Genomic DNA, 12,095 nt, shown 5'->3' on the forward strand with positions numbered 1-12,095 from the left:
TATGCTGCGCATGTTGACTGTGGAAGATGAGCCTTGGATTAGCAAAGGAATAGAGAAGATGCTGCCATGGCAGCAATACAATATTCAAATAGTTGGAAACGCAAGAAATGGGAAAATCGCTTTGGATCTCATCAAACTATATAAACCTGATATCATTATCACGGACATCAGAATGCCTGTCATGGATGGTTTGTCCATGCTGGAACAATTGAACAAGGAAATGACATCTTATCCCAAAATTATTATTATTTCCGGTTACAACGATTTCGATTATGCCAAAAGAGCGATCAAATACGGCGTTTCCAATTATATATTAAAGCCGATCGATCCGGAAGAGCTGAAAACAACCATTGAAAACATCAAGAATCAGATTGAAAGAGAAAGGCAGGAGCGAGAAAACATTAGTATAATCCAGTTGAAAAATTATATTTATGAGCGAATCTCTAATAGAGAAAAACATATGGATGCTGATGTAGTGTTTCCTTGCAAATATTATTTGTTTATTTTCTCCTTAGTCCCTATTTCGAATGAGGAACTGAAAAACATTGGCAGGAATTTTCTTTTACGTATGGGTTCCCAACATATCTACGTAGTCTATGAAGATTCCTCAGAGGCGTTAATAAACATTATAAAAACAAACATAAAACAATTGCAGAAGCGTTATCCTTGTGGCGTGAGTCAAATACATGAAGGCGAGGATCTTTCCGTTGAACATGCATATAAAGAAGCTATTCAGAATCTAAAATATTATCGAGAAGACGAAAAGAATGTGTCAAATCATGTTTTTTTAAACATTGAGGATGAAAGTAAATTGCTCTTGGCATTGAAACAGGGAGAGAAAAGAGTGTTTACTCAGCATTTGAACGAAATTTTGGACAACAATCAAACTTTGGAAGCACATTGGTTTATCCTGTTTCAGCTTTATATAGAGATATCCAAATATTTCAACATTGATAATAGGCTCGATCAGAATAAAGCATGGTTACAGGAATTCAAGTCGATTTCTCAATGGGATGACTTGTATAGGTGGAAAACAATATTTTTTGATCCACTGATCGACTATATTCTATACAAGTGGGACAAATATTCCAAAGATTATTCCCTTCAAGTAAAAATATTTATTGAGCAAAACTATCACAATTCTTCACTGTCCCTAGATATGGTAGCAGAGTATTTGGAACTTTCGCCATCGTATCTCAGTTGGTTGTTTAAAAAAGAGACCGGAATCAATTTCACCTCCTACATTGCCAAAAAAAGAATTGAGGAGGCAAAGAAGCTTTTAATTCAAACTAAACTGAACTTATATGAGATCAGTAAGGCAGTCGGCTTTAACGATGTAAAATACTTTATCAAAGTATTTAAAAAAGAGGTGTCTTTAACACCGATTCAATTCAGAGAATTGAACACATAAGATGGAAATAGTACGGAGGTATTATAAGTGAAGAATGATATTCAAGGTTATAGCATGTTTGTAACATTAATAGCATTTATCGGATGGACAATTTCCGCGATGGATACCTCCATATTTTTCTTCGTGGCTCCACATTTAATGGAGGAGTTTGACTTTTCTTTAACTGAATTTGGCATTATTGTTGCGGCTGGATTCATTGTAGCTATTGTGTTCAATATTGTGGTAGGTCCTTTGATGGATTACTTCGGAAGAAAAGTAGTTTTTCAATGGATTTTATTTTTGGTGTCGATTGGCACCTTTTTGACTGGTTTATCTTGGAATTTCGAATCACTGACTATTTTCAGAATTCTTGCAACCGGAAGTGCTTTTGCAGAATATGCGGTGGGCGCCACTATTTTAATTGAATCAGTTTCTGCCAAGCATCGGGGGTGGATCGTCGGGATTATGGCAGCGGGTTGGCCTGCCGGGACAGCAATTTCTACCCTTTTGTCAATATACGTTGTACCAGAATGGGGGTGGAGAAGTGCTTTTTATCTCGCATCTATTCCTGCATTTCTAGTTATAGTCGTCCGTTTGTATATCAAAGAACCTGTTAGATTCAAGGAATTGGTTAAATTTAGACAAAGTATTAAATCATATACTGCCGAAACAAAGGAAATTGTGAGCCAAAACAGATTTAAAATAAATAAAGAAGAGGTTCTAAAATTTACGTATTTGCAGCTAATGAAAGGGGAGTTACTCAAAAATACCCTATTAATCTGGGTATATATGAATCTTGTTGTGATTGCATATGGTTTGTTAATCTGGTTTGCTCCCTATTGGATGAATTATGCGTTTGAATTAAATTGGAATGAAGCAATATGGACTGTAGGGGCGGGAAGCTTAGTTAGCATGTTAGGTTTTGTTTGTTGCGGATGGCTCAGCGGGATTATTGGCATCAGGTTTGCCAACCTGTTATTTATTGTCATTTCCATACCACTGACCATTTGGATGACATTTTTTGCTCAAACATTCAATGCTTTTTTGCCTGCCTATTTGTTATGGAACTTTTTTGGCGCGGGCATATGGGGAACCATTCCAAGAATTTTTACAGAAGCTTTCCCTACAAGAGCCAGGGGCACTGGTTCATCGATCGGTTCCGCTTCTTGCTGGCTTGGCTGGGCTGTCATCAGTTATTTGGCACCTCATATTATTGAAGCAAACGACTATTACACAGCCATTTCGTTTTCTGGTATCATTTTATTGCCGTTAGCACTTATTCCACTATGGATTATTCGAGAAATTCCTTCTTCAAGTGAACTGGAAGATTATATATCTTGAATGGGGTGACTTCTTCCTGATACAAAATTAAAGGAAATATATCGTAACAAAGATTGTGTATCAAGTGCAAGCAACAATTTTTTACACTCGGTTGTTTCAATACATCTATCAAGTAACAACGTATTTAACCGTTCGAAAGGACATTGAGAATTTTAAAAAATATTAATATACTGCATTCGTTCTATAACGAAAAAATGCATACCCCGAAAGGTACGCATTTTTTCGTTATTTTTTTCGGTTATATGATCTGTAAGGTTCATATTTAGTGTAAATATTTTCTCTTCGGGTACGGTCAACGAACGTAGTAGCAGCACCGGTTTTTCTATTTACATACAATTCATCTATATCTACAGTTCCTGTCACGACCATATTTTTGTTGGTTTCTCCTTCAGAAACGATACCGTTTGGAGACCAAGCCGAATCGCAAGGGCTCAAGATCGACGCTCTTCCAAATCCATTCGGTAAAGGTGTACCCGGCTCACCAACAGTTGGACAGTGCACGAAATACACTTGATTCTCGATGCATCGAGCTTGTGCACAATGACGAACACGCCAAAAACCATGCTCCGTAAATGTATAGGAAGGACAGAAGATAATTTCTGCACCATTAATGCTGTAGATTCTTGAAATTTCCGGAATTTCAGCCTCATAACAAACAGCAAGTGCAATTTTGGCAGGGCCAATCTCGAAAACTGCTAATTCATCGCCTTCTGAGGTTTTCCAGTCGCTTTCCGAAGGAAAAATATGAGTTTTTTTGTGTTCAATATAGGTACCGTCTGGTTTAAAAATATAGGCAATGTTGTAATACTTGTCGTCTCTTCGCTCCAAGTGTGATCCACCAATGATTACCTGCTTTTTTTCTACCGCCAACTCGATAAAGAGTTGTTTATAATCATCAGTGTATTTGTCAATCAAAATAAGATCTCTTGCTGTTAATTTTTCGCTGTCTGGAAAGCTGGTCAGCAAACCGACGGTAAATAGTTCGGGAAAGATCACATAGTCGGATTGCTGTGGAACTTGCTCGATCAATTCAACAACTTGATTTTTAAAATCATCAAAACTTTTTGTTCGTTCTACACGAAACTGGCAAGCGGATATGGTTACTTTTCTCATTTTTTTCCTCCAAGAATTAATTTTGTAAATGATCCTCCGTAATCTAAATTGATTTATTTTACGGAGGATGTAAGTGTGTACGGAATGTATCTTTTATGAGCGAAGTATATTATTCTTCGTAGAAGTTGTCATAGATTTCACCGAGAGTCGCAAACCATGCACCGCGGGATTCCATATATTGAATCAATTTTTCTAACATTTGGATCATATGTGCTCGTCCGATTGTTTGTGGGTGTGTCGTCAACACGAAACAAGCCCCTTCTTCTTGATCACATGCATAATCGAAAATGGATGCCCAACGCTCAAAAATATCTTGGGCAGGTCTTTGCCCTTCTTGTATACCTGTTATATATTCTACTTGTGGAAAATCATCGAGGTACCAAGAAACAGGGATTTCCAATATGGTGCTTTCTTTCAAGAAAACGTTCGCTTTATCAGCGTTTACTTCTACCGGTCTCGGCCAGTAAGGATGAAGATCATTTCCCATCAAACTGCTATCGTATTTAAACCCATATTTTTCTAAAATGCTCAATGTATTTGGACTAAAATCCCAATAAGGAGATCTGTAGCCACGCGGTTTCACGCCGATTTTGGCGAGGGATTCCAACCCCATTTGCATGATTTTGTCTTCTTCTTCATAGCTCATTGTGGTAGGATTTTCATGAACATACCCGTGATGGCCAATTTCATGGCCACGAGCCGCTACCTCTTTGCAAATGTCAGTGAATGTATCCACAGTATGACCTGGAATAAACCAAGTTGTTTTGATGCCGTATTTGTCAAACAGTTTTAACAATCTTGGGGCACCAACTTCAGCGCCGAACTCACCACGTGACATGTAGGCAGGAGAAGTGAGGTTAAAAGAACCGATCCAGATGGATTGTGCATCAAAGTCACACCCAATGTTTACTGCTACTCTTTTTCCTTTCGGAAGCTTTACTTTTCCGTTTCGTTGTTTTCCGATTTTTTGCATTATATTTCCTCCCTTATTTGTTAAATTTGATTGCGCTTTCATTATAGTTTTAAGATTAAGGGTTTGAAAATTCCGATTATTTTAGCATGGTGTAAAATTATTTGATTTTTCATTTAACAACATTTTTTGTCGGATTATTCCAAAACAAAGAAGCTGCTTCAAACGTCAATGCTAACAGCAGAAGAAGGCACCGTTTGCTTATATTGTTTATGTTTCGGATATTTTAGGAAATTTCGATCAGCGCTTTGAAAAATTCAAGAATGCGTCAAACTGACAAGTTTTGTTCAAAATAATTAAATCGATACCTGACTCATTACGAATTATGTTCTAGATTGTTAAACAAGAGAGCCCTTAATATTGAACTCTATTTCAAATTTTTGATCAGAAAATTATTAATCTAAACATTGCGGAGGAAGAAACGGGAGATTATTAAAAGAGGTCAGAATGACTAATAAAGCCTTAGCTTTGTGCAAAAAGGAAGCAGTTTTATTTGCCTGAGATCTAGGTTCGTTTAGCAGGATGTAAAAATTTACACATAAATTTTAACTGGGCTGTATGTCTCGACATTTGAAACTATGTGCAAACTATCGGAAAAAAGAGAAAAGCGGTAAAAATTTACGAAAGTTTTCTATAGTTAGTATGTTAGTAATTAGTAATAGCAATTCCAAAATTAGATACGTATATTGAAGTTACATATCGAAACAACATCATTTGGTATATAATAGAACTGAAGAAGATATCATAATTGGGTCATTTTCATTAGTGAAGCCGTTAGCCAAAAAATTTGTTCCGATATAGCAATTTATAATTGTAATAGGTATAACATAAGAAAATTAATTGCAAAAGAGGTGATTTGATGATATTAGTAAGCTCCTGTTTAGCGGGGTTAGAAGTGAGGTATAATGGGACGCATTGTTTACATAATAAAATATGGAAATTAGTTCAGGAGAAGAAAGCCGAAATGGTTTGTCCTGAAATATTAGGCGGATTTTCGACTCCTAGAGAACCTGCAGAGATCATCGGTGGAAACGGGGAGGATGTACTGGATGGAAAGGCGAAAGTAGTGGATCGGTCAGGCAACGATGTGACAGAGCTTTACATAAAGGGCGCTTATGCGGCTTTAAAAAAAGCAAAAGAAATAAAAGCAACATTAGTAGTTCTCAAAGAGAATAGTCCGTCCTGCGGCAGTTCAATGATTTATAACGGCGAATTTACTGGAAAGAAAATGTTTGGAAGTGGGGTAACAGCTGCTTTACTAAAGAGAAACGGGTTTCAGGTCATTTCAGAAGAACAATTTGCTGAACTAGATTCTTTTTAACTACGAGTTGAATTGGAATCGATTTTTTAAAAGTCCGCTTTTTCCTGTTCATATAATTTAGATTGATAGAATAACGAACGAATCCTTGAATTGTTCAATTGAATGCCAACAATACCCGTTGTTTGTGCAACAGTTGGTTTGTCATTTTTTAGAGAAAGACCGGATGCTATATCATTGAGTTGTTTGTCCATCTGGGTAATCTTTTTTTCGACTTGGTCCAACCGCTCATTTATTTCGGTCAATTGCTGCTTTGTTAGTTCAAACTGTTGATCAACTTGTTCAAATCGTTGGTCCATTTGATTTAAAACGTTAATCGATTTGTTCAAAGCGCTGCCTTGTTTCCCGTATGATTTTTTAGTTGCTCCGCTAATTCCTTCAACGCTTGTAAAATCATCTTAGCTATAAGATGGGCCCAAATTTCTTCATTTTTATTCTTTCTCATTATAACATGTTCCAGCCATTTCAACGAAGACCACATTATTTTTTTCAAATCGGCATTGAACTGATAATGAATGGGAAAAGCGAGGAATAATCATATCCTTTTAGACGGCATTTTTTAAGATAAAAACATTTTGCAAAGCATTCCTACTCAGCTTAACCGCTTATCTTCAATAAAAGCTCCTTTCACCCGAGACTGGCTGCCATTTTGAGTGCGTATTTTAGTTAACCAATTGACATTAATAGATAACAATTTTATCATTTAATTGTTAACTATTTTATTTTAAAAGTTAACATAAAACAAAAGATTGTAGGTTGAAAAATTAGAAATAGCTTTTTAATTAGTTTAATGAATTTTGAAGGAATTTCTTTGACAAAAACAAATGACGGAGGCAGGAGGCCAACGAATGGAAGAGGAAAGGTATTATAGTGTCAGAATGAGAGCTGCCAAGAATGGACCTCATGAACATGGCGGAAAACATATATCTGGTGGAGAACTGCTTTCAACCTATAGTGATTTAAAAAATTCAGTAAATGCTTTATTAGAAAAGGGACTTCATCACTCAAGAGGTACTCCGGATTTTATGCAAATTCAATTTGAATCTATTCACGAACCGATTAAACGAATTCAACCATTACATATTGACACAAATGAGGCAGATACAGTAGAGAAAGGGCGAAAGTTGTCTAGGCTGCTTTTGGAGAAAGTCGGTATCGAAAGACAGGTTATTGAAAAAGCATTTACAGAATGGACGAAATATTCAGGAATGAGAGGCGCTATATTAATTGATGTTCATTCAGGAAAACGTATTGATGATAGGCAGGAAAAGGGAGTGCGTGTTTCAAGAATCGATTGGATGAAGACGAATTTTGAACATTGGGCAGACTATTTTCATGTGCCCAAGAGTACAAGAATCAGGGAAGCACTTGTGATTGCCACAAAGGTGTGTGCGCATCCGGCTACCATCGCTGAACTATGTTGGTCAGACGATCCTGAATATACTACTGGCTATGTTGCAAGTAAAAAGCTGGGGTATCAACGTATTACAAACCTAAAAGAATATGGAGATGAACGCGGCTGCCGCATCTTTTTTGTTGATTGCAGGAAAGATCTGAATGCCTATATTCACTATTTAGAAAAACAGCCAGTCTTTATTCATTGGGAGGTAGAGAAATGAAACAACAATTAATCGAAAAAAGTAAAAAATATCTATGACTACCTTTTACACAGATGATGATCATCCTTTAATAATTGAAAGCGGCCAAGGAATGAAAGTTAAAGATATTGAAGGAAAAGAATATATGACGGCTTTTCTTCCGTTTGACTAACGTACATGGTCATCGTAAAAAAGAACTGGACGAAGCAATTAAAAAAAAGCTCGAAAAAATGGCCACTCCACATTGTTAGGCATGACAAATGTTCCAGCAACAGAGCTCGCGGAAAAGCTCATTCAAATAAGTCCTGAAAAGCTGACGCGTGTTTTTTATTCAGATAGCGGAGCTGAAGCGATGGAAATTGCTCTTAAGATGGCGTTTCAATATTGGAAAAATATCAATAAGACAGAGAAACAAAAGTTTATTACAATGCAAAACGGCTATCATGAGGATACGGTCGGCGCCATAAGTGTCGGTTCCATCCAGCTTTATCATCAAGTATATGGGTCATTAATGTTTGAAAATTTTAAGGCACCTATTCCTTACGTTTATCGGTCAAAAAGCGGCGATCCGAAACATTGTCGTGATGAATGCTTAAACATACTTGAACAACTGCTTAAGGAAAAGCATCAGGAAATTGCGCAACAATTGAATCAATGGTCCAAGGATGAAAGATGCAATTGTCACGGGTAACAGAAAAAGAGGTTTTGCTTTTTAAAGACATAATGAGGTGACAAGCGTTGAACTTTTATGGATGGTTAAACGACCGTTTAGCGAAGACAAAGGAATCCGGCTTGTATCGGACGCTTAGAACAATGAATACTGCACCTAGTCCCGAAATGTACGTAGATGGCCAAAAGTACATAGTATTTTCCTCAAACAACTATCTGGGCTTGGCCAATGATTCACGCTTGATTCTTGCAGCAGAAAAGGCATTGCACGAGTTTGGGGTTGGGAGCAGCGGCTCGAGGCTAACGACAGGCAATACGCAGTGGCATCAAAAGCTTGAAAAAAGATTTGCAGATTTCAAACAGACTGAAAGTGCCTTGCTGTTTTCAAGCGGTTATTTGGCGAATATCGGCGTGCTTACTTCATTGCCTGAAAAAGGTGATGTTATTTTTAGCGATCAATTAAACCATGCGAGTATTATCGATGGATGCCGTCTCTCACAAGCGGATACCGTCATTTATAACCATGTAGATATGGAAGATTTGGAAAAGAAATTAAAAGAAACAAATTCATCACGGCGACGCTTTATTGTCACAGATGGTGTCTTTAGTATGGATGGTACCATTGCGCCTTTAGATAAAATCATGTCACTTGCTCAACGTTATCATGCATTTGTCATTGTGGATGACGCACACGCAACAGGAGTTTTAGGAGAAAACGGCAGGGGAACAAGTGAATTTTTTCACGTCTTTCCGGATGTAGTGATTAGCGCTTTAAGTAAAGCGGTTGGAACGGAAGGCGGGGTCGTTTCTGGATCGAAGGTTTTCATTGACTTTTTGCGAAATCATGCCAGAACCTTTATCTTTCAAACCGCACTATCACCATCTATTTGTGCAGCTTCATATACAGCATTGGAAATCATCGAACATAGTAAAGAAAAACGACAGCAATTGCTTATAAAAGCAAAACGAATAAAAACTAGTTTACAAGAAATGGGGTACACCGTGAAGGGAGATCATACACCAATTATTCCTGTATTGATCGGAGATGCTCATAAGGCTGTCCTATTTGCAAAAAGATTACAAGAAAAAGGAATATATGCCCCGGCGATTCGACCGCCGACTGTACCTATCGGAGAAAGCAGAATTCGGTTAACGGTGACCGCGGACCATAGCTTAAAGGAGATAGATTATTTGTTGCATGCATTTAAATTAATCGGAAAAGAGTTGAATATGATCAAATGAAAGGTTTTTTTGTAACAGGAACTGATACTGGTGTTGGAAAAACGATAATAGCTTGCGGACTAGCAGCTGTATTAAAAGAGAAGGGAATGGATGTCGGCGTCTTTAAACCGTTTTTAAGCGGTATTTCTCGTGATGATCCAACAAGCGATACAAGTCTTTTAAAAGGGAACCTCAAAGTCGAAAATTGACTTATGAGACACCCCATGTAAAAATTCTACTTCTTTAATATAGAGCGTTTGAAAAAAATGAGGACGCTTCTTTTGATAAGGCAACTGCAAATTATTTTTCTCCGGCACAACAGAATAAAATCTTTAGATGAGCAGAAATCGAGATTGTTTATATGTTTGCTTTTTTTGGATCTAAACCCCATCTCTTTAACTTTTTGACTAATGTGGAATGGTCGATGCCGAGTTCTTTTGCCGCAATCCGTAGTGATGGATGTTTTTTGATCACATCTTTTACAATTCGCTGTTCAAATTTTTCCACGCGCTGTTTCAGCGTCAAAGCTTCTTCACCGTCTTTTTGATCATGAATGTGCAAAGGAAGATGGTGCGGTTCGATCAATTGAGAGGGAACCGATACGATCATGCTTTCTATTAAATTTTTCAATTCTCGGACGTTTCCTGGCCAATGGTAGCTCGTTAAAGCCTTCTTAGTTTCTTTTGACAATGTTTTATCGACATGGTAAAGCTTGCAAAAGTATGAAAAGAAATGATCAATAAGCGGTGATATATCTTCTTGGCGTTCAGATAAGGGCGGAACAGTTATTTCAACAACATGCAGACGGTAATAAAGATCCTCACGAAATTTTCCTTCTGAAACAAGTTGCTTTAAATCTTTGTTCGTTGCAGAAATAAATCGAATATCAAGCTTAATTGGCTCCCTGCCTCCTATTCGCTGAATTTGCTTTTCTTGCAATACTCGTAATAACTTTACCTGCAAAGAGAGAGGCATTTCTCCTACTTCGTCAAGCATAACGGTTCCGCCGTCCGCCAATTCAAGCAGACCAATTTTCCCCTCTTTATTCGCACCAGTAAATGCACCTTTTTCATAGCCGAATAGTTCAGATTCAAGCAGATGTTCAGGAATGGCCCCGCAATTCACTTTAATAAACGGCTTTTGTTTCCGTTGGCTGTGATGATGGATAAAATTGGCGATCACCTCTTTTCCTGTTCCGGAAGGGCCTGTTAAAAGGACGCTTGTTGGAAAAGGCGCCACTTGTTTTACTTTCACATAAATGTTTTTCATTTTTTTGCTGTTGCATATAAACATTTGTTCTGATCCGTTCACATGAGCCGAAAAACGGTTTTGGTTTATTTCGGAAATACTTTTTGCTTTTTCTAACTCTTTTCTAAGTTTATTTAATTGTGTGATATCCCTTACGCTCGTTACTACGAGCTCAACGTCTCCTTGATCATTAAATACCGGATTTCCGGTGACAATGACATCTTTTTTGCCTCCTATTTTTTGCATAATGGAAATTTGTTTCTTTTTTTCCAAAACTAAGAGAGATACTGACTGGTCAATATAACCATTCGTCATCAGATCCCTCATATGCCTTCCGACCAGTTCTGTGCGTTCAAAACCTGTAATCTCTTCATATGCGGAATTAACATAGATCGTAATCCCTTCTTGGTCAACAACATAAAGGCCGTCAGTTGAAAACTCGATAATCGCCTCAAGCTGTGTTAGTAGGCTGCGATATTGCTCGATTTCAGTAATATCTTGAATAACACTGATCGCACCGATGCGCTTGCCGTTTTGATACAGAGGAGTCCGGTTTACCATACATTGTCTGTCCGCTAGTATCATTTTTTGACCGATTGAACGATCGCCGCTTTCCACAACCTCCAAAATTTTTGTGTGAGGGACGAGTTCTTGAATATGCTTTCCTTCCCAGTTTCCATTTTCCGCTTGCAATAACTTTTTTGCAGCAGCATTCATCACAACAATGTTTCCTTTTCGATCGACGACAACTACTCCGTTATGCATGCATGAAAAAATATTTTCCCAAGTTAAGGAATTAATAGAGTTTGCTTTGATTATAATCACAACCTTTCATCTGATTGGTGAATTTTTTCAACCGTTTGGTGAATAATTTCACCATATATTTTCGATAATTTCGATTATTAATCCTTTTTTATGGTGAAATTTTTCAACAGTTTTCAGTAAAGAAGCTTAAAAATCCCTTTGTTTGTAAGAAGCTTTTTTTGGCATGCATTTTGCATTTAAATTGATGAGCAAAAAATAAGGAGGGGGAAAGTAGAACGAATGATGAATGAATAGAAAAAAAGAATATACTGCCTCTATTCTTTCAGCAGTATTTCTTGTACTGTATAAAGAAAGCGCTTACGGAATTTGGAATATGTTGTGGTAGAAATGGCTGAATGTTGAAATAAAAACAAGAACACATTTTTACATGTCGTCATTTAAGAATTATCTCATGTCTTGATT

The 12,095-nt window shown here is 37.3% G+C and carries 10 protein-coding genes and 2 pseudogenes; 7 read left to right on the plus strand and 5 right to left on the minus strand.

Going from position 1 to position 12,095, the window contains the following annotated elements; genetic code table 11:
* Position 1 precedes the first annotated feature (1 nt).
* Complete coding sequence (locus NSQ84_RS08655) at positions 2-1,411, plus strand: response regulator (RefSeq protein WP_130156607.1); 1,410 nt, start codon at positions 2-4, stop codon at positions 1,409-1,411.
* A gap of 27 nt (positions 1,412-1,438) precedes the next feature.
* Positions 1,439-2,731, plus strand: a complete 1,293-nt coding sequence (locus NSQ84_RS08660) for an MFS transporter (protein WP_144598015.1) — start codon at positions 1,439-1,441, stop codon at positions 2,729-2,731.
* A gap of 225 nt (positions 2,732-2,956) precedes the next feature.
* Here NSQ84_RS08660 and NSQ84_RS08665 read toward each other — a convergent pair whose 3' ends face one another.
* Both NSQ84_RS08665 and NSQ84_RS08670 read right to left on the minus strand, forming a co-directional pair.
* Positions 2,957-3,844, minus strand: a complete 888-nt coding sequence (locus tag NSQ84_RS08665; RefSeq protein ID WP_130156611.1) for a carbon-nitrogen hydrolase family protein — start codon at positions 3,842-3,844, stop codon at positions 2,957-2,959.
* Between the two features lie 109 nt (positions 3,845-3,953).
* The gene (locus tag NSQ84_RS08670; RefSeq protein ID WP_130156613.1) at positions 3,954-4,817 is read right to left on the minus strand and encodes a polysaccharide deacetylase; all 864 of its coding nucleotides are present in this window, start codon (positions 4,815-4,817) and stop codon (positions 3,954-3,956) included.
* Positions 4,818-5,673: 856 nt separating this feature from the next.
* Between NSQ84_RS08670 and NSQ84_RS08675 the strand changes: the two genes are divergently transcribed.
* On the plus strand, positions 5,674-6,135 hold the full coding sequence (locus NSQ84_RS08675; RefSeq protein WP_327856799.1) for a DUF523 domain-containing protein: 462 nt from the start codon (positions 5,674-5,676) through the stop codon (positions 6,133-6,135).
* 26 nt (positions 6,136-6,161) lie between these two features.
* Here the strand turns inward: NSQ84_RS08675 and NSQ84_RS08680 are convergent, their stop codons facing one another.
* Together NSQ84_RS08680 and NSQ84_RS08685 are read right to left on the minus strand one after the other, a co-directional pair.
* A complete protein-coding gene (locus NSQ84_RS08680) occupies positions 6,162-6,461 on the minus strand; it encodes a hypothetical protein (protein WP_327856798.1) in 300 nt (99 codons plus the stop codon).
* The gene (locus NSQ84_RS08685; protein ID WP_327856797.1) at positions 6,458-6,601 is read right to left on the minus strand and encodes a hypothetical protein; all 144 of its coding nucleotides are present in this window, start codon (positions 6,599-6,601) and stop codon (positions 6,458-6,460) included. The genes NSQ84_RS08680 and NSQ84_RS08685 overlap by 4 nt, the downstream gene beginning before the upstream one ends.
* Positions 6,602-6,980: 379 nt before the next feature.
* Between NSQ84_RS08685 and bioW the strand changes: the two genes are divergently transcribed.
* The 4 genes and pseudogenes from bioW to NSQ84_RS08705 form a co-directional block, all read left to right on the plus strand.
* The gene (gene bioW / locus NSQ84_RS08690) at positions 6,981-7,751 is read left to right on the plus strand and encodes a 6-carboxyhexanoate--CoA ligase (protein ID WP_130156616.1); all 771 of its coding nucleotides are present in this window, start codon (positions 6,981-6,983) and stop codon (positions 7,749-7,751) included.
* Positions 7,748-8,396 (plus strand): annotated as a pseudogene (locus tag NSQ84_RS08695) (aminotransferase class III-fold pyridoxal phosphate-dependent enzyme); the annotation flags it as partial. The gene bioW and the pseudogene NSQ84_RS08695, both read left to right, overlap by 4 nt.
* Before the next feature lie 147 nt (positions 8,397-8,543).
* Positions 8,544-9,641, plus strand: coding sequence for an 8-amino-7-oxononanoate synthase (gene bioF, locus NSQ84_RS08700; RefSeq protein ID WP_339212767.1), 1,098 nt, complete (start codon positions 8,544-8,546; stop codon positions 9,639-9,641).
* Positions 9,638-9,805, plus strand: a pseudogene (locus NSQ84_RS08705) (AAA family ATPase); the annotation flags it as partial. The gene bioF and the pseudogene NSQ84_RS08705, both read left to right, overlap by 4 nt.
* Before the next feature lie 172 nt (positions 9,806-9,977).
* Here the strand turns inward: NSQ84_RS08705 and NSQ84_RS08710 are convergent.
* Positions 9,978-11,633 carry a sigma 54-interacting transcriptional regulator gene (locus NSQ84_RS08710; protein WP_242513793.1) on the minus strand — a complete coding sequence of 552 codons (1,656 nt, stop codon included), beginning with the start codon at positions 11,631-11,633 and terminating at the stop codon, positions 9,978-9,980.
* Between the last annotated feature and the right edge of the window lie 462 nt (positions 11,634-12,095).

Source organism: Aeribacillus sp. FSL K6-3256 (assembly GCF_037965805.1).
GTDB lineage: Bacteria > Bacillota > Bacilli > Bacillales > Aeribacillaceae > Aeribacillus > Aeribacillus composti.